Annotated in this window: 14 protein-coding genes; 3 read left to right on the top strand and 11 right to left on the bottom strand. The window is 59.2% G+C overall.

The window, feature by feature from the left end; translation table 11 throughout:
* Positions 1-51: 51 nt before the first annotated feature.
* Positions 52-318 carry a hypothetical protein gene (locus NR164_RS24055; RefSeq protein ID WP_046384713.1) on the top strand — a complete coding sequence of 89 codons (267 nt, stop codon included), beginning with the start codon at positions 52-54 and terminating at the stop codon, positions 316-318.
* A 106-nt stretch (positions 319-424) separates the two neighbouring features.
* Here the strand turns inward: NR164_RS24055 and NR164_RS24050 are convergent, their stop codons facing one another.
* The 11 genes from NR164_RS24050 to NR164_RS24000 all read right to left on the bottom strand — a co-directional run bounded on the left by NR164_RS24050 (position 425) and on the right by NR164_RS24000 (position 16991).
* Entirely contained in the window at positions 425-1396 is a 972-nt protein-coding gene (locus NR164_RS24050; protein ID WP_057004237.1) for a peptide ABC transporter ATP-binding protein, read from the bottom strand.
* The gene (locus NR164_RS24045) at positions 1396-2364 is read right to left on the bottom strand and encodes an ABC transporter ATP-binding protein (protein ID WP_046384711.1); all 969 of its coding nucleotides are present in this window, start codon (positions 2362-2364) and stop codon (positions 1396-1398) included. Before NR164_RS24045 ends, NR164_RS24050 begins: the two co-directional genes overlap by 1 nt.
* A gap of 10 nt (positions 2365-2374) precedes the next feature.
* On the bottom strand, positions 2375-3286 hold the full coding sequence (locus tag NR164_RS24040) for an ABC transporter permease subunit (protein ID WP_026139829.1): 912 nt from the start codon (positions 3284-3286) through the stop codon (positions 2375-2377).
* A 10-nt stretch (positions 3287-3296) separates the two neighbouring features.
* Positions 3297-4307, bottom strand: a complete 1011-nt coding sequence (locus tag NR164_RS24035; RefSeq protein ID WP_046384710.1) for an ABC transporter permease subunit — start codon at positions 4305-4307, stop codon at positions 3297-3299.
* A 76-nt stretch (positions 4308-4383) separates the two neighbouring features.
* Complete coding sequence (locus tag NR164_RS24030; protein ID WP_256823342.1) at positions 4384-5982, bottom strand: ABC transporter substrate-binding protein; 1599 nt, start codon at positions 5980-5982, stop codon at positions 4384-4386.
* 80 nt (positions 5983-6062) lie between these two features.
* Positions 6063-7457 carry an OprD family outer membrane porin gene (locus tag NR164_RS24025; protein WP_046384708.1) on the bottom strand — a complete coding sequence of 465 codons (1395 nt, stop codon included), beginning with the start codon at positions 7455-7457 and terminating at the stop codon, positions 6063-6065.
* 169 nt (positions 7458-7626) lie between these two features.
* Positions 7627-9171, bottom strand: a complete 1545-nt coding sequence (locus tag NR164_RS24020) for an ABC transporter substrate-binding protein (RefSeq protein ID WP_371928142.1) — start codon at positions 9169-9171, stop codon at positions 7627-7629.
* A gap of 363 nt (positions 9172-9534) precedes the next feature.
* On the bottom strand, positions 9535-11163 hold the full coding sequence (locus NR164_RS24015) for an ABC transporter substrate-binding protein (RefSeq protein WP_046384706.1): 1629 nt from the start codon (positions 11161-11163) through the stop codon (positions 9535-9537).
* Positions 11164-11421: 258 nt separating this feature from the next.
* Entirely contained in the window at positions 11422-13023 is a 1602-nt protein-coding gene (locus NR164_RS24010) for an ABC transporter substrate-binding protein (RefSeq protein WP_046384705.1), read from the bottom strand.
* 92 nt (positions 13024-13115) lie between these two features.
* Positions 13116-15887, bottom strand: a complete 2772-nt coding sequence (locus tag NR164_RS24005) for a hypothetical protein (protein WP_256823341.1) — start codon at positions 15885-15887, stop codon at positions 13116-13118.
* Positions 15888-16280: 393 nt separating this feature from the next.
* Entirely contained in the window at positions 16281-16991 is a 711-nt protein-coding gene (locus NR164_RS24000; RefSeq protein WP_017845432.1) for an SIMPL domain-containing protein, read from the bottom strand.
* 204 nt (positions 16992-17195) lie between these two features.
* On the opposite strand from NR164_RS24000, the gene NR164_RS23995 reads away from it, so the two are divergent.
* Both NR164_RS23995 and NR164_RS23990 read left to right on the top strand, forming a co-directional pair.
* On the top strand, positions 17196-18458 hold the full coding sequence (locus tag NR164_RS23995; RefSeq protein WP_017845431.1) for an ATP-binding protein: 1263 nt from the start codon (positions 17196-17198) through the stop codon (positions 18456-18458).
* The gene (locus tag NR164_RS23990) at positions 18451-19011 is read left to right on the top strand and encodes a response regulator transcription factor (protein ID WP_004372278.1); all 561 of its coding nucleotides are present in this window, start codon (positions 18451-18453) and stop codon (positions 19009-19011) included. The genes NR164_RS23995 and NR164_RS23990 overlap by 8 nt, the downstream gene beginning before the upstream one ends.
* The last annotated feature ends 66 nt before the right edge of the window (positions 19012-19077 follow it).

Genomic DNA, 19077 nt, shown 5'->3' with positions numbered 1-19077 from the left:
CGCTAAACAGCGGTCGTGCGGGATTCACCTACTGACTGGAGGGGATCAACCATGAGTATTGTTCAACGAGTCGTGCTGTTACTGAAGGTGCTGGTGCTGTTGTCATTGGGAATGTCGACGGCCTGGGCACATAACCCGGTGCAGAGCGGGGCAGGGGTGTCTGCGCTGCAGAGTGGGCAGGCCAAGGGCCTGCAACTGGCCAAGTCTGAAGCGGAGCCCGGCGATGAGGACCAGGGCGGCAGCAAGGGCGATGACGACTCCACCACCGACGAACCGGGCGATGACAACCCGGATGATGAAGGCGATAGCCAGACGTAGACCCGGCAAAAAAAAGCCCCTCCCGCCAGGCTGATGCGCAACCTGACGGGAAGGGCTGTAGAACGCTGTGTCACCGCGCCCCCCACAGGGGAGCGCGACGCTCGTTTCAGGCGACGAACTGCTCCGCATAGTGGCAAGCCACCTGGCGGTTATCCAACTCCCGCAACTGCGGCTCCTCGCTGCTGCACCGCGCCGTCGCATACGGGCAGCGCTTGTGGAAAGCGCAGCCGGACGGCGGGTTCAGCGGGTTGGGCAGCTCGCCGACGATTTTGATCTTCGGCTTGTTCGGGTCCGGGTGGATGGTCGGTGTGGCCGACAGCAGCGCCTGGGTGTACGGGTGCAGGGGGCGCGCGTAGATGTCGCCCTTGGGGCCGACTTCCACCGGGCGCCCGAGGTACATCACCATCACGTCGTCGGCGACGTGTTGTACCACCGCGAGGTTGTGGGAAATGAACACGTAGGCGGTGTTGAATTCCTGCTGCAAATCCATGAACAGGTTAAGCACCTGGGCCTGGATCGACACGTCCAGTGCCGAGGTCGGCTCATCCGCCACCAGCACTTTGGGTTGCAGCATCATCGCCCGGGCCAGGGCGATCCGTTGGCGCTGGCCGCCGGAGAACATGTGCGGGTAGCGCTGATAGTGCTCAGGGCGCAGGCCCACCTGCTTCATCATCGCCTGGACCTTTTCGCGGCGTTCGGCGGCGGACAGGTGGGTGTTGATCAGCAGCGGTTCAGCCAGTTGGTCGCCGACTTTCTGCCGCGGGTTCAACGAGGCATACGGGCTCTGGAACACCATCTGCACGTCTTTGCGCAATTGCTTGCGCTGCGCCTTGTCGGCGCCGGCGACTTCCTGGCCGGCGATTTTCAACGAGCCCGACGACGGCTCTTCAATCAGCGTCAGCGCACGGGCCAGGGTGGATTTGCCGCAGCCCGACTCGCCCACCACGGCGAGGGTCTTGCCGGCTTCCAGTTCGAAGGACACGCCATTGAGGGCGCGCACGGTGGCGTGGCCCTTGAACAGGCCTCGGGACACTTCGTAGTGACGGGTCAGGTCGCGGGCGGTAAGAACGACGGCCATTACGCCACCTCCTGGTTCAAGGGGTAGAAGCAGCGCGCGAGGCTGTTCGATTTAGGGTCCAGGCCCGGGCGGGTCTGGCGGCAGCTGTCTTGCACGTAGGGGCAACGCGGCGACAGCAGGCAGCCTTGCGGGCGGTCATAACGGCCGGGCACGATGCCGGGCAGCGTGGCCAGGCGCGCGGCACCGAGGCTGTGCTCCGGAATCGCCTTGAGCAGCGCTTCGCTGTAGGGATGCGCCGGAATGTCGAACAGTTGCGGCACCTGGCCGACTTCCACGGCTTGGCCGGCATACATCACACACACGCGCTGGGCGGTTTCCGCGACGACCGCGAGGTCGTGGGTGATCAGCACCAGGCCCATGTTCTGCTCTTTCTGCAGGGCCAGCAGCAGGTCCATGATCTGGGCCTGGATGGTCACGTCCAAGGCGGTGGTCGGTTCGTCGGCGATCAGCAACTTCGGCTCGCCGGCAATCGCCATGGCGATGGCCACGCGTTGGCTCATACCGCCGGACAGTTGGTGCGGGTAGGCATCCATCCGGCTGGCGGCGCCGGGGATCTCGACTTTTTCCAGCAGTTCGATGGCACGCTTGCGTGCTTGCTTGCTGGACATCTTCAGGTGCAGGCGCAGCACTTCTTCGATCTGGAAACCCACGGTGTAACTGGGGTTCAGCGCGGTCATCGGGTCCTGGAACACCATCGCCAGGTCTTTGCCGACGATCTGCCGACGCTGGCGGTTGCTCAGCTTGAGCATGTCCTTGCCGTCGAAGTTCAGGGCGTCGGCGGTGACGATGCCGGGGTGTTCGATCAGGCCCATCAGCGCCATCATGGTCACGGATTTACCCGAGCCCGACTCGCCCACGATCGCCAGGACTTCGCCTTTGTCGACGCAAATGTCGAGGCCATCGACCACCGGCACGGCGGTCTTGTCGCCGAAGCGCACGTTGAGATTCTTGATTTCTAACAGTGACATGGGAATCTCCTCAGGCGGCGTTCTTGAGTTTCGGGTCCAGCGCGTCGCGCAGGCCGTCGCCCATCAGGTTGATTGCCAGCACGCTGAGCAAAATGGTCAGACCCGGCAGGCTCACGACCCACCAGGCGCGTTCGATGTAGTCACGGGCCGAAGCCAGCATGGTGCCCCACTCCGGCGTTGGCGGTTGCACGCCCAGGCCGAGGAAGCCCAGCGCGGCGGCATCGAGGATCGCCGAAGAGAAACTCAAGGTCGCCTGCACGATCAGCGGCGCCATGCAGTTGGGCAGCACGGTGATGAACATCAGGCGCGGCAGGCCGGCACCGGCGAGGCGGGCGGCGGTCACGTAGTCGCGGTTGAGTTCGCCCATCACCGCAGCGCGGGTCAGACGCACGTAGGACGGCAGCGACACGATGGCGATGGCGATCACGGTGTTGATCAGGCCAGGGCCGAGGATCGCGACAATGGCAACGGCCAGCAGCAGCGATGGCAGGGCCAGCATGATGTCCATCAGGCGCATGATGGTCGGGCCGAGCAGGCGCGGGAAGAACCCGGCGAACAGCCCGAGCAGGATGCCCGGAATCAGCGACATCACCACCGACGACAAGCCGATCAGCAGCGACAGGCGCGAGCCCTGGATCAAGCGCGAGAGCAAGTCACGGCCGAGTTCGTCGGTGCCGAGCAGGAACTGGATCTGCCCGCCTTCCAGCCACGACGGCGGGGTCAGCAGGAAGTCGCGATATTGTTCGCTGGGGTTATGCGGCGCCACCCACGGGGCGAACAGCGCGCAGAACACGATCAGCAACATGAACAGCAGGCCGGCAACCGCGCCTTTGTTCTTGGAGAAGGCTTGCCAGAATTCTTTGTACGGCGACGGGTACAGCAGGCTCTGATCGACTGCTGACACTGGAGTAGGTGTGGTCATGGTCATGATCTCAGCGCTGGTGACGGATGCGTGGGTTGACGAAGCCGTAGAGGATATCCACCACGAAGTTCACCAGGATCACCAGGCAGGCGATCAGCAGGATGCCGTTTTGCACCACCGGGTAGTCCCGCGCGCCAATGGCTTCGATCAACCATTTGCCGATGCCGGGCCACGAGAAGATGGTTTCGGTCAATACCGCACCGGCCAGCAGGGTGCCGACTTGCAGGCCGACCACGGTGAGCACCGGGATCAGCGCGTTCCGCAGGCCATGCACGAACACCACGCGCGCCGGCGACAGGCCTTTGGCCTTGGCGGTGCGGATGTAGTCTTCGCGCAGTACTTCGAGCATCGACGAGCGGGTCATCCGCGCAATCACCGCCAGCGGGATGGTGCCGAGCACGATAGCCGGCAGGATCAGGTGGTGCAGGGCGTCCCAGAACGCGTCCGGCTCGTTGGCCAGCAGGGTGTCGATCAGCATGAAGCCGGTGCGCGGCTCGATGTCGTAGAGCAGGTCGATACGCCCGGAAACCGGGGTCCAGCCCAGGCTCACCGAGAAGAACATGATCAGGATCAGGCCCCACCAGAAGATCGGCATCGAATAGCCCGCGAGGGAGATGCCCATCACCCCATGGTCGAACAGCGATCCTCGCTTCAACGCCGCGATCACCCCCGCCAACAGGCCCAGGATACCGGCGAACAACAGGGCGGCCATGGACAGCTCCAGGGTCGCCGGGAAGAGTGCGGTGAACTCGGTCCACACGCTGGTGCGCGTGCGCAGGGATTCGCCAAGGTCGCCTTGGGCCAGCTTGCCGATGTAGTCCAGGTACTGCGCATACAACGGCTTGTTAAGGCCAAGGCGTTCCATTGCCTGTGCGTGCATCTCGGGGTCGACCCGGCGTTCGCCCATCATGACTTCTACGGGGTCGCCTGGAATCATGCGGATCAACGCAAACGTCAGCAACGTGATGCCGAAGAAGGTGGGGATCAATAACCCCAATCGGCGGGCAATAAAACTAAACATCTTGTGGTGTACCTCAATCAGCCGGTTAGGCAGGTTCGACACCGTCAACGTCGACGGTGTCGAGCGTTCTTCTTATTTACTTCACCTGGGTGGTGGCGAAGTTATTGGTCGTCAGTGGGCTTTGGGTATAACCCTCGACGTTTTTGCGCATGGCGGTGAACATTTTCGGATAAGCCATGGGGATCCACGGTTGATCCTTGCCAAAGACGTCCAGTGCTTGTTCATAGAGTGCAGCGCGCTGGGTGGGTTCAGCGATGGCGCGCGCCTTGTCGATCAGGTCCTGAAATTCTTTATTACACCAACGGGCGTAGTTTTCGCCGTTCTTGGCCGCATCGCAACTCAGGTTCGGGGTGAGGAAATTATCCGGGTCACCGTTATCGCCGGCCCAGCCTGTAGAGACCATGTCGTGCTCGCCCGCTTTGGCGCGTTTGAGCATCTCGCCCCACTCCATCACCTTGATGTTGACCTTCAGGCCGATCTGGGCCAGGTCCGCTTGCATGCGCTGGGCGCCGAGCATCGGGTTGGGGTTGGTCGGGCCGCCGCCGTTACGGGTGAACAGGGTGAACTCGGTGCCTTCCGGCACGCCGGCTTCCTTGAGCAGGGCGCGGGCCTTGTCGAGGTCGCGTGGCGGGTTTTTCAACGTGTTGTTGAAACCCAGCAACGTCGGCGGATACGGACCGGTGCCGACAACTGCGTTGCCTTTGCCGTACAGGGCCTCAGTGTAGCCGGCCTTGTCGAACGCGATGTTGATCGCGTGACGCACTCGTGCGTCGCTCATGTATTTGTGGGTGGTGTTCAAGGCAGTGTAGCTGGTGGTCATGGCCGCCAGTTCATCGACTTTCAGGTTCGGGTCTTTCTTGATGCTCGGGATGTCGTCGGGCTTCGGATACAGCGCGATCTGGCATTCGTTGGCCTTGAGCTTCTGCAGGCGCACGTTGTTGTCGGTGGTGATCGCCAGGATCAGCGGGTCGGCCGGCGGCTTGCCGCGGAAGTAGTCCGGGTTGGCCTTGAAGCGCACCTGGGCGTCCTTGGCGTAGCGGGTGAAGATGAACGGGCCGGTGCCGACCGGCTTGGCGTTGAGGTCATCGGTCTTGCCGGACTTGAGCAACTGGTCGGCGTATTCGGCCGAGTGGATCGACGAAAACGCCATGGCCAGGTCGGCCAGGAACGGTGCTTCCGGACGGGTCAGGGTGAAGACCACGGTGTGATCGTCGGTCTTCTCGACGCTCTTGAGCAGTTCCTTGAAGCCCATGCTTTCGAAGTACGGGTAGCCCACGTTGGACTTGGTGTGCCACGGGTGTTTCGGGTCCAGCTGGCGCTGGAAGCTCCAAAGCACGTCGTCGGCGTTCAGGTTGCGCGTGGGTTTGAAGTAGTCGGTGGTGTGGAACTTGATGTCGTCACGCAGGTGGAAGGTGTAGGTCAGGCCATCGGCGCTGATTTCCGGCAGGGCCTTGGCCAGCGCCGGGATCACTTCGGTGGTGCCGGGCTTGAAGTCCACCAGGCGGTTGAACATAGTTTCGGCGGCGGCGTCGGCGGTGACGGCCGTGGTGTACAGGACCGGATCGAAACCTTCCGGGCTGGCTTCGGTGCAGACCACCAGCGGTTTGGCCGAAATGCCGACCGCCACGCTCAACAGCGCAGCGGCAATGGCAGCTTGTAACGGGAGCATGTTCATTCGGAGCCCTCTGCAATCGATGGGACCAGACGAGCGTAGAGGGCGGGCTCGTCCTGAGCCCGCCGTCTACCTGGCGCTGATTAAAGGATGTTGAACGGGATGGTGGTGACCAAACGGAACTCTTTGATGCTGCCGTCGGACTGGAACTCACTGCCACGGTGCTCAACGTAGGTCGCACGAATGGCCGTGGCTTTGAGTGGGCCGCTCTGGATTGCGTAAGAGGCGCCTACACCGTATTCCTGGTGTTTTTCGCCGTCTTGGCTCTGGATGCCGTCATAGGCGAACTTGGCCCGACCACCGTTGCCGGTGTAGTGGGTGCCGTCGATGCCCCAGCCGCGCGCCGAGTAAGCGTTGAACTTCAGGCCTGGCACGCCGTATTCGGCCATGTTGATGGCGTAGGCGATCTGGAAGGACTTCTCGTTCGGGCCGTTGAAGTCCGAGGTCAGGGAGTTGGCCAGGTAGATGCCGTTGGTTTCGTGCAGGTAGTCGAAGTACTCGTTACCGTTCACTGCCTGGTACGCGAAGGTCAGACTGTGCGCCTGGTGGGTCAGGCCGAGCGACAGCGAGTAGGTGTCGTTGTCGATTTCGCCCATCAACTTTTTGCCTTCGTCGACGGTCTTGTAGTAGTTCAGGCCGGTGGTCAGGCCCAATACCGAGCTGTCGCCCAGTTCATGGGTCGCGCCGAAGTAGTACTGGTTCCAGAAGTCTTTGACGTTGGCGGCGAAGATGCTGGTTTTCAGGCTTTTCAGCGGCTGGTAGTTCAGGCCCAGGGTCGACACCTTGTCGGTTTCAGCGCCGTTGCCGTATTCACTGCGGAATTTCGACAGGCTCTGTTCGGTACGTGGCGAAACGCGGTCGAACACGCCGCCCTGGAACGACAGGTTGCTGAACTCTTCGCTGTTGAAACTCACCCCTTCGAAGCTCGAAGGCAGCGCACGGTTGCCGATGGTATCGACGATGCCGCTGCTGAAGTTCTGGCGACCGGCGGTCAGGGTGGTGTTGGAGACGCGGAACTGCACGTTGGCCAGGCCCAGTTTGCTCCACTGGTCGACTGCATCGCCGTTGGAGTCGGCCAGGGTACGGTTGGAGCCGCCCTTGATGTCACGCTTGCTGCGGTCCAGGACCAGTGCGTTGTAGACCGCCAATTCGGTCTTGACGCCCACGGTACCCTGGGTGAAACCCGAGCTGGCGTTGAGGATGGTGCCCTGTACCCAGTTGGTACGATTGCGGTCGGTGCGGGTTTCGCCGTGCTTCTTGTACTCGAAGGTGCCCCCACGGTACTTGCTTTCATGGGAGTACCAGTTACGCGTGGTGCCGCCCAGGCTGAAGTCCTCGATAAAACCCTTGGCTTCGCTTTGAGCGCTGGTGCCGGCCAGTGTGGTGGGAACGAAGTCCTGGCTCTGGGTTTCCGCGTAAGCGGTCGCCGTGATGCTGCTGATGGCCAGGGCCAGAAGCGCTTTGCTGCTCAGTTTCATGGGTGAAGCTCCTTTGGTTCTCTTTTTTTATGCCGGTCTTTTAGGTGATCCGGCTATTGGTGTGTAACTCGTTCAAGCATTTGCAAACGTTTGCTGTAGGAAATTTCCCAACAGAAGGCTGCAAGTTTGCCGGAGAGTGTTATCCACTCCCCGCAATCCGGTTATTTTCTTATGGGGTGATACTGACGCCCGAGAACACGTTGCGGCCGAAGGGGCTCACTTGGAAACCTTCGACTTTGGCGCTTAACGGTTGGTTGACCGTCGAGTGGGCGACTGGCGTGATCGGCACCTGCGCTTTGAGCAGTTGCTGTGCCTGTTTGTACAGAACAGTCCGTTGTTCGCGGTCGGTGACGACCTTGGCTTGCTTGATCAGCTTGTCGTATGCCGGGTCGCACCACATGGAGTAGTTGTTCCCGCCGATGGCGTCGCAGCTGTAGAGGGTGCCCAACCAGTTGTCCGGGTCGCCGTTGTCGCCGGTCCAGCCGATCAGGCTGATATCGTGCTCACCGTTCTTGGTGCGCTTGATGTACTCGCCCCACTCGTAGCTGACGATCTTGACCTTGAGGCCGATCTTGGCCCAGTCGTTCTGCAGCATCTCGGCCATCAGCTTGGCGTTGGGGTTGTACGGCCGTTGTACCGGCATCGCCCACAGGGTGATCTCGGTGCCTTCCTTCACGCCGGCGGCCTTGAGCAGTTCCTTGGCTTTTTCCGGGTTGTAGGCGGCATCTTTGATGCTGTCGTCGTAAGACCACTGCGTCGGTGGCATGGCGTTGACCGCCAGTTGCCCCGCGCCCTGGTACACGGCGTTGAGGATGCTCTGCTTGTTCACCGCCATGTCCAGCGCCTGGCGCACTTCGAGCTGGTCGAACGGTTTGTGGCGCACGTTGTAGGCGATGTAGCCGAGGTTGAAACCTGGCTTGGTCAGCAGTTGCAGCTTGGGGTCGGCCTTGAGAGCGTCGACATCCGCCGGACGCGGATGCAGGGTGATCTGGCATTCGCCGGCCTTGAGCTTTTGCACGCGCACCGACGCGTCGGTGTTGATGGCGAAGATCAACTGGTCGAGCTTGACCCGGCTCGGGTCCCAGTACTGTTTGTTGCCGGCGTAACGGATCTGCGAGTCTTTCTGGTAGCGCTGGAAGACGAACGGGCCAGTGCCGATCGGCTTCTGGTTGATGTCGCTGGGCTTGCCCTGCTTGAGCAACTGCTCGGCGTATTCGGCCGACAGAATGGAGGCAAAGCTCATGGCGATATTTTGCACGAACGCCGCGTCGACCGTGTTCAGTGTCATCACCACGGTGTGCGGGTCGGTTTTCTCGACCTTGGCGATGTTCTTGTTCAGGCTCATCCCGTTGAAGTACGGAAACTCGGTGGGGTAGGCCTTGCGAAACGGATGGTCGGGGTCAAGCATGCGGTTGAAAGTGAACAACACGTCGTCGGCGTTGAAGTCCCGCGTGGGCTTGAACTCTTTATTGCTGTGGAATTTCACCCCTTCGCGCAGGTGGAAGGTGTAGGTCAGGCCATCTGGCGAAATATCCCACTTGGTTGCCAGCCCCGGTACGACGCTGGTCGCGCCCTTTTCAAACTCAACCAGGCGGTTGTACAGCGGCTCGGCCGCATCGTTGTCGGTGGCGGTGGTGTACTGCGCGGTGTCAAAGCCCGCCGGGCTGCCTTCAGAGCAAAACACCAGGCTCTTTTTTTCGGCGGCGTGGCCCATCGTGGCCACAGCCAGCAGGCTGGTACCAAAAATTGCGGATAGAACGGTGGTATGGCGCATGACGATCCCGATCCTTGTTTGTAGTTGTCATCAGCGAGCAATCCCCCCGGCATACGGCCAGGGGGACATCACTGATTCCACGCACAGCAAGTGCCCATCAGATTGGAGCCTCTGCTGTCCTACGACGTTAGGGGTCGAGGACTTCGCAGTAAATGCGCAAAATCTGACTGACCTTGTAGGCAACGGAGCCGCGAATCGAAGTTCATTGCCGTAGGACGGCAGCGAGCGCGAATGTGGTCTGTTTCCTACTGGCCTGGCGGATGCAATAACGGCGACGTTATGAAACGTCGCCGCCATCGTTCCTTACTTGCCGCTGACGCTCACGCCGTAGAAGGAGTTCAGGCCAAACGGGCTGATCTTGAAGTCCTGTACGGTGTTGCGCATGGGTTGATACACCGTCGAGTGCGCGATAGGTGTCATCGGGACTGCATCTTTGAGGATGTGTTGCGCCTGCTTATACAGCTCGGTGCGTTTGGCCACATCCGAGGTGGCCTTGGCTTCTTTCACGATGCCGTCGAATTTCTTGTCGCACCACTTGGAGAAGTTGTTACCGGACAGCGAGTCGCAGCCGAACAGCACGTTCAGCCAGTTGTCCGGGTCCCCATTGTCGCCGCTCCAGCCAATGATCATGGCCTGGTTCTCGCCGCCTTTGGAACGCTTGATGTACTCGCCCCATTCGTAACTGACGATGTTGACCTTCAGGCCGATCTGTTTCCAGTCGTTCTGCAGCATCTCGGCCATCAGCTTGGCGTTCGGGTTGTACGGACGTTGTACCGGCATGGCCCACAGGGTGATCTCGGTGCCGTCCTTGATCCCGGCTTCCTTGAGCAGTTCCTTGGCTTTGGCGACGTCGTGCGGTGCATCTTTGATGGTGGTGTCGTAGGACCATTGGGTCGGCGGCATGGCGTTGACCGCCAATTGGCCCGCGCCCTGGTACACCGAGTCGATGATCTGCTGCTTGTTCACCGCCATGTCCAGCGCCTGGCGCACGCGCAGGTCGGACAGCGGGTTAGGCGCGGTCTGGCCCTTGAGCACCGGCATGACGTTGTAGGCGATGTAGCCCAGGTTGAAACCGGCCTGGTGCGGCAGTTTCAAGTCCTTGTCGTCGCCCAGTGCCTTGAGGTCGGCCGGACGGGGGAACAGGGTGATCTGGCATTCGTTTTTCTTGAGCTTCTGGATACGCACCGACGGGTCGGTGGTGATGGCGAAGATCAGGTTGTCGATCTTCACGTCTTCAGGTTTCCAGTAGTCCTTGTTGCCGGTGTAACGAATGTTCGAGTCTTTCTGGTAGCTCTTGAACACGAACGGGCCGGTGCCGACAGGTTTCTGGTTGATGTCCTGCGGCGTGCCGTTTTTCAGCAGTTGCGCGGCGTACTCGGCCGACTGGATCGACGCGAAGCTCATCGCCAGGTTCTGGATGAAGGCGGCGTCCACGGTGCCAAGGGTGAACTTGACGGTGTGGGCATCGACTTTCTCGATGTTCTTGATGTTGGTGTCCATCCCCATGTCCGTGAAGTACGGGAACTCGGTGGGGTAGGCCTTACGGAACGGATCGTCTTTGTTGATCATCCGGTTGAAGGTGAACAGTACGTCGTCGGCCGAGAACTCGCGAGTGGGCTTGAAGTACGGGGTGGTGTGGAACTTGACGCCTTCGCGTAGGTGGAAGGTGTACGTCAGGCCATCCGGGGACACGTCCCAGCTGGTGGCCAGGCCAGGAACGACGGCGGTGCCGCCACGTTCGAACTGGCTCAGACGGTTGAACATGGTTTCGGCCGAAGCATCGAAGTCTGTTCCGGTGGTGTACTGGCCTGGATCAAAACCGGCCGGGCTCCCTTCGGAGCAGAACACCAGGTTAGTCGCCGCTTGGGCGAAAGGCGCTGCGGCCATAAGGCCAGCGCTAACAAGTAACGGAATGACTGCGTGTTTAAGCATGTTGGCCTCATGATTTGTTGTCATTTTTGGTAGTGAGGGCGACCTCGTGAGTCGGCCTGCGGATACTTATGCAGGGGCCATACCCATTGCAAGATGCTGAACGGTTGCAAGGATGAAAGAGTGGTACGAACGTACAGGAATGTCGCAAATATGAAAGTTTCGACATAAATGCGTACATTTGGAGGGCTTTTTCGGTGCCGCATGAGCACCAAAAAGGCCCAATCGAGGCGTGTTATGCACTCGATTGGGGCGTTGCTGTTACTTATCGAGACTCACGCCGTAGAACGGCGTCAGGCCAAAGGGGCTGATTTTGAAGTCCCGCACTTCCTTGCGAAGTGGCTGGAAAACCGTCGAGTTCGCAATAGGCGTTATAGGTACTTGTTCTTTAAGGATTTTTTGTGCCTGCTGATACCACTTGATACGCTGCTCGCGGTCGCTGCTGACCTTGGCCTGTTGCACCAGCTTGTCGTAGGCCGGGTTACACCATTTGGCGTAGTTGCTGCCCTTCACCGCGGCACAGCTGTAGAGCACGCCGAGCCAGTTATCCGGGTCGCCGTTGTCGCCGGTCCAGCCGTAAATCATCGCATCGTGCTCGCCATTCTTGGCGCGCTTGATGTATTCGCCCCACTCATAGCTGACGATGTTGGCCTTGATGCCGATGTTGGCCCAATCCTGTTGGATCATTTGTGCCGACATTCGCGCATTCGGATTGGACGCGCGTTGTACGGTCATCGCCCACAAGTTGATGGTCGTACCGGGTGCAACCCCTGCTTCTTTTAGTAGCGCCCGCGCTTTGGCCGGGTCGAACGGGGCATCCTTGATCGTCGGGTCATAAGACCACTGCGCCGGAGGCAAGGCGTTCTGCGCCAGTTGCCCGGCGCTCTGGTACACGGCCTTGATGATCGCCGGTTTATCGATGGCCATGTCCAGGGCCTGGCGCACCTTGAGTTGATCCAGCGGCGGATGCGTCACGTTGTAGGCCAGGAAACCCAGGTTGAACCCTGCTTGCTGCAACACGCGCAGGTTGGGGTCTTGTTTCATCACCTCGATGTCGGCAGGGCGCGGGTAACCGCTGACTTGGCATTCGCCGGCCTTGAGTTTCTGCAGGCGCGACGCGGCGTCCGGGGTGATCGCGAACACCAGGTTGTCGAGCTTCACATCCTCGGGTTTCCAATACTGTTTATTGGCGACGTAGCGAATCTGCGAGTCCTTTTGGTAACGCTTGAACACAAAAGGCCCGGTGCCCACCGGTTTTTGGTTGATGTCTGCGGCGTTGCCGGTCTTCAGCAGTTGCGCGGCGTACTCGGCCGATTGCACTGAGGCGAAACTCATCGCCAGGTTCTGTACGAACGAGGCATCGACGTTGTTCAGGCTGAAGCGCACGGTGTGTTCGTCCAGTTTGTCGACGCTTTTGATCGTGGTGTTCAAACCCATGTCGGTGAAATACGGCGACTCGGACGGGTAGGCCTTGCGAAACGGGCTGTCGGCATCCAGCAGGCGGTTGAAGGTGAACAACACGTCATCGGCGTTGAAGTCGCGGGTGGGCGTGAAGAAGTCGGTGGTGTGGAACTTGACGCCATCACGCAGGTGGAAGGTGTACGTCAGGCCGTCGTTGGAGACCTCCCAACGGGTCGCCAGGCCGGGTTCGACCTCGGTGCCGCCGCGCTTGAACTGGGTCAGGCGGTTGAACACGGTTTCGGCGGAGGCATCGAAATCGGTGCCGCTGGTGTACTGGCTGGGGTCGAAGCCGGCGGGGCTGGCTTCGGAGCAGTAGACCAGGGTGCTGGCCGCCTGGGCCATGGGCATAAAGGCCAGCAGGCCGGCGGCGAGGAGCAGCGGTTTGAAGATGGTTCTTTCCATGGAGACCCCTGAAGTGGCGGCGTATGGCTGCCCAAACGAAAACGGCGGTCCCCGAGGTTACCGCCGTTCAGGTTTATCAGGTAGGGGCTCACTTATATATGTGTTGGCGTCGACACTTCAATCAGGGTTGGCGCGGACGGGTCGATGGTGTAAGTGTCACCACTCAGTTCATTACTTTCACGTATCGTGAATGCCCGCGTGCTGGTGATATCCAAGTCTCGATTAGGTACTGTGCCGTCTTCGGTTCTGAGTTTAAGAACCCATTTGGTCGTGGCCTTGACAGTGTGCGTATTCAGTGAAGGATCATACTCTATGATGAAATGTTTTTGACCTGCCGAAACACCGTAGTTGTCTTTAAGTTGCGGTGGCATTAATTCCAGATAGGCTGGATGCGTGGCGCCTTGGTGAGCCACCTCTGAAATACGCGCTCTCAGATCAGCGTCGGGAATAGTCTCTTCAAGTACGGCCAGCCTGCTTTGTATGGTTTCATGTGCTTCGCCTCCCCTGAAATCAAGTTCGGTTCGCACGATATGACCATTCTCTCTTTTTATGATGGAGTAAATTTCTCGGTTCAAGTCAGGCGCAAAACTTTCGGAGTATCCAGTGTCAGGTTTGGCTCTCTCTCCTTCGGTGACGGCGAAATTACCGTCGTCGATTGTCCAGGAAACAGACAGTTTTCTTTTTATGTTTGAGCCTTCTTCGTACACGTCGTCGTAGAATCGGTAGTTTTTGCTTTCGTCCAGGTTCAAGTAGTCGTCAAACTTCTCGGCGCCGAGAATTTTCGAGCCCTTATCATCAAAAAAGCGCTCTGAGAACTTGGGGGTGGATGTTGATTCGGTGCTCGGGGTTGGCGAAGGCGAGCGCTGCCATGGCCATTTCACTCCGCCATCGCCACTCGCGGACTTCCACTGCCCAGCACCTGCAGCATGGACCGTCAGCACGGGTTTGCGAGTGCCTGGGTTAATGACTTGAACATAATTGTCGCTGAGTTTGAAATCGCTTCTGATCTCATACACGTTGCTCGAACCTGTGCCGTCGGTATAGCGGATAAACCATTGATCCTCACCGCTGGTTTCATTCTTGACCTGATAAATGCCTTTCGCATTGGGTTGGATATGTTCAATAAGTTGCTCACCGTTCGGCATTGCATGCTCGCTGATATTCTCCGATTCGCTGGGGCGCAACAAGTTGACCTCAGGCTCTAGAGTATGGGAACGCGGAACTTCAGCGTCATTGCTCGATACCTTGGGGGTTCGCACCAAATCAATGTCGTTCGAACGCTCGTTATATTCCCAGCTGTAGCGTTCAACGACCGGGGTCTTGCCTAAACCAGACTCCAGCCCTATTGTCGCAAGTTCGTGTCCCAGTTGCAGAGTTGATATCACCGCTGCGGCAGTGCCGCCAACCCGATCATTGGCGGTCATGCCATAGATCGAGTCATGGGCGCCGAAAAAAATATTGCCTGCGTTGCCGACGACGGGGATATAACCGAAAGTATTACCCCAAAAGTCCTTCGCAGCCTTCCAGCTTTGTTGCGTGGAACCAAACACCTCAGTTTGGTCGGACCATACTGAATTGTTTGTGTTCACCTCTTGGTATTTACCTGCAAGACCCGAATCCAGATTGCCGTATTTCAACCGGTAATCGCCACCTCGCGATTCGGTATAGTTGAATGTCTCTGCCACTGGCACGGCTTTATCGGCGAATATACTGGAATACCCTGGGTAGGTTGCATGAGGGTCGACAATCAAATTGTTGAGTACGTCCCCCGCCTTGGGCCAATGTGCATCTGTGCCGCCTTGCCGGTCGCTGGCGTTGAAACTGCGCTGCACATTTTCCCGGTTGTCTTTTGCCCAGTTGGCAAAATCCGCATCGCCGTGTATTTCACGAACTGCGCCGTTCTTCAAATCAAGCATCAAACCCTTGTTGGGCCGATGCTCATAATTGCCGTCAAAAGGGGTATGAGGAATAAATGCATAGCCTGCCAGTGGATAGCCGTAGATGTTGGGAATAATGACTTGTGCATTATTTTCTAATGTACGCTTTACGGCCGCTTGGCTGGCAGGCGTGAGTTTTTCAAAACTGTCTTTATTATTCGCCAGGCTCTGCAAGGTGCCCCGTACAACATAGGCGTCTGCTTTCCCCGAACGTATCGCCAGTGCTCCCGACTCGTGGCTCATGGGCTTGGCTATTTCATGTGTCCAATGATTTTGAAGATTCTGCCCGTGCAATTCCAAGTCGGCGACCTTGCTGCGGTCTTGTGGCGCGATCTCCATGAACTGGAAGTTGAGCGGGCCTCCTCGCTGCACTTTGTCGTGCGCAAAAGCACCCGCCGCGATTTCCCATGCAAAGTAAGTGCGTTTTTCGGTGTCGGTCAGCACCTCGGGTTTTCCGACCCCTTTGTAGGAGGTGAACGTCACTGTGATTTTTTCATGCGGGTCGTACCCGGCCGCCATTAACCCTCCGCTAAAGTAACCAGCAGGTTCGAGGAACTGGCGAGTCTTCTGAAATTTGATGTTGCGTTCGCCTTCGTTACCACGTTCTATCGTATTTGTCTGCGTGACGACGCGCCCGGCATAGGCATCAATGCGCTGCGTGCGCTCCTGCTGCGTATAGCTCGCCGTTGGTGGAGAAGGGGAGACTGATCCAAAAATGACTTGCTTGGAAAAATCAAATTCGTTTTCAGGCGTAGGACCTTTAATCGGTGTGTCGCCCGCTGAAACGCCAGGCGTTCCCTGAGGCGTATTAGTTTGTGACGAAGTTGAGGCATCAACTTCTCGTTTTTGACGATTATGTACAGGAGTAGGCGGGATAAACGGAGCGTTGGTAGTGACGGCAAGTGGCGGTAGGGATGACGGACACATATTTATTCTCGGCTGATTTTATTCATGAGTTTCATGAGGTTAATTATCTGGCGCGAAGCAATAGCATTCGATACGCGACACTGCTTTATGGCGCCTTTCAGTGGTTTGGTTTTTCTCTAAGTGCTGTTGAGTTACATGAGTGCTGTAGGGCGGCGGATGAAGCCTTTATAACTGGGTGGCGGCATGGCTACTAAAGGTTCCCATGCCTGCTTTATGCTCTGTGACGTAACGACAGTAGCTTTGTGGGGTGCCTACAACTTTAGAAAGAAGTCTTATGCCAAGATATGAGCGACCCACTTCTGATTCAAAATGTTTAGATGAGTTGAATGAAACTGCGCGCGAAAAAAAACGGCGCCAGCCTTGTCGGGCCGCGCCGTTTTTTGTTGATAAGACTTATTGCAAGACTTCGATGACCCCGTCGGCGCTCATGCTCACTTGACTGGTCCCCGCCTCAACTTCCGGCGTCGGCGCCGAATCCATCATGGCGGCTTTCATCATCATCCCACCGCGTGCGTAAGGTTGTGGATAACCATTGGTGTTGAAGTTCAGGTTGACGATCTTATAACCCTTGCCGCCCAACGCATCGGTGGCCAGTTGGGCGCGAGCCTTGAATGCGCTGACCGCGTCCTTGAGCAGGGCGTCTTCGCTGGACCTGCGCGTGGTGTCAGCGATGGCGAATTCCATGTTTTGCATTTTCAGGGTGTTGAGCAACTCGCCGGTGAGCTTGGACAGCGCCGGGAAGTCTGCGCTCTCCAGGCGCAGTTCGGCGCGTTCACGCCAACCGGTGATCTTCTGGTTCTTATTGTCGTAGATCGGGTAGCTGTTGCGGCTGCCCTGACGCAGGGTCACGGCCTTGACTTCGCGGGCCTGGCCCAGGGCCTGGTTCATGGTGGTGGTGATGTCGGCGGCGAGCTTGGCGGGGTCGGCGTTCTGGGATTCGGTATAGAGCGTCACGATCATCTTGTCGCGGGCCACTTCCTGGCTGACTTCGGCGCGCAGGGCGATCTGGTTGTAATGCAACTCATCGGCGGCGACGGCCGGGAGGCTGGCCAGGGTGCTGGCGCTGAGGGTGAGAGCGGCTGCGTTGCGAATGAAACGGGACATGGAAGCTCCTTGGAATGTTCGTATCGGTATGACTGTAGACGGTGGTGCCGGGTTCTTCGGGTTTACACATTCACTACAAGTTGTCGCAGTGCCGACGAACGGTCATTCAGCGCGCCTGCGTCAAAGAGCCACACGCGCCGTGTCTGCCGGTCGGCTTCGTTTATACTCCTGCCGATCCGCCTGCAGCGCTCACCGGGAGAGCTCATGCTCGCCGCCGTAAAACTGACTTCCGCCACCCGCCAGAACCTCTGGCGCCTGACGTTCATTCGCACCTTGGTATTGGCCGCGCAGGCCGGTTCCGTCGGGCTTGCCTATTGGTTCGACCTGCTGCCGCTGCCGTGGCTGCAACTGAGCGTGACCCTGGGTTTTTCCACCGTGTTGTGTGCGTTTACCGCCATCCGGTTGCGTACCACCTGGCCGGTGACCGAGCTGGAATACGCCCTGCAGTTGGCCTGCGACCTGTTTATCCACAGTGTGTTGCTGTATTTCTCCGGTGGTTCCACCAATCCGTTCGTTTCGTATTACCTGGTGCCCTTGACCATCGCGGCCGTGACCTTGCCGTGGCGCTACTCGGTGATACTCTCCGGCATTGCCCTGACCCTGTACACCTTGCTGCTGGCGCAGTTCTACCCGTTGCAGACGTTCCCCATCGCCCGGGAAAACCTGCAGATCTACGGGATGTGGCTGAGCTTCGCGCTGTCCGCCGCAGTTATCACCTTTTTTGCCGCGCGCATGGCCGAAGAACTGCGCCGCCAGGAAGAATTGCGCGCCATCCGCCGCGAAGAAGGCCTGCGCGACCAGCAACTGCTGGCCGTCGCGACCCAGGCCGCCGGTGCGGCCCATGAGTTGGGCACGCCCCTGGCGACCATGAGCGTGCTGCTCAACGAAATGACCCAGGACCACCACGATCCGGCGCTGCAAGAAGACCTCGGCGTGCTGCGCGAGCAGGTCAAGCAGTGCAAGCAAACCTTGCAGCAACTGGTGCGCGCCGCCGAAGCCAACCGCCGCCTGGCGGTGGAGATGCAGGACGTGACCCAGTGGCTCGACGAAGCCCTGAACCGCTGGCACCTGATGCGCCCCGAAGCCAGTTACCGTTTCCACCTGCTGGGGCAGGGCAGCGTGCCGCGCATGGCGCCGCCGCCGGACCTGACCCAGGCCCTGCTCAACCTGTTGAACAATGCCGCCGATGCCTGCCCCGAAGGCCTGGAAGTGCAGCTGGACTGGGACACGGAAAACCTCACCATCAGCATTCGTGACCACGGCGCAGGCGTGCCGCTGGCTATTGCCGAGCAGATCGGTAAACCTTTCTTTACCACCAAGGGCAAAGGCTTCGGCCTCGGCCTGTTTTTGAGCAAGGCCAGCGTGACCCGCGCGGGCGGCTCAGTGAAGCTCTATAGTCATGAGGAAGGCGGCACGCTCACCGAGCTGCGCCTGCCCCGTGTCGCACGAGGAGATATCGATGAGTGATGAGATCCAAGTCGAAGGCGAAGAACTGCCGCACCTGTTGCTGGTAGATGATGACGCTACCTTTACCCGCGTCATGGCGCGTGCCATGAGCCGTCGCGGTTTCCGCGTCAGCACCGCGGGCTCCGCGGAAGAGGGCCTGAGCATCGCCCAGGCCGACCTGCCGGACTACGCCGCGCTCGACCTGAAAATGGACGGCGACTCCGGCCTGGTGCTGCTGCCCAAGCTGCTCGAACTCGATCCGGAAATGCGCGTGGTGATCCTCACCGGTTATTCCAGCATTGCCACCGCTGTCGAAGCCATCAAGCGTGGCGCCTGCAACTACCTGTGCAAACCGGCGGACGCCGACGACGTGCTGGCCGCCTTGCTCTCCGAGCATGCCGACCTCGACACCCTGGTGCCGGAAAACCCGATGTCGGTGGACCGCCTGCAGTGGGAACACATCCAGCGCGTGCTGACCGAGCATGAAGGCAATATCTCGGCCACCGCCCGCGCGCTGGGCATGCACCGGCGTACCCTGCAACGCAAGCTGCAGAAGCGCCCGGTACGGCGCTGAACGCCGGCTGAACAATCTACTTCAGGCCGCACGGCGCCTTGAACCGATGCTCTATGATCGGTTCAA

Source organism: Pseudomonas sp. Pse79, assembly GCF_024519615.1.
Classification (GTDB): domain Bacteria; phylum Pseudomonadota; class Gammaproteobacteria; order Pseudomonadales; family Pseudomonadaceae; genus Aquipseudomonas; species Aquipseudomonas veronii.
This window is presented reverse-complemented; position numbering and strand designations above follow the sequence as displayed.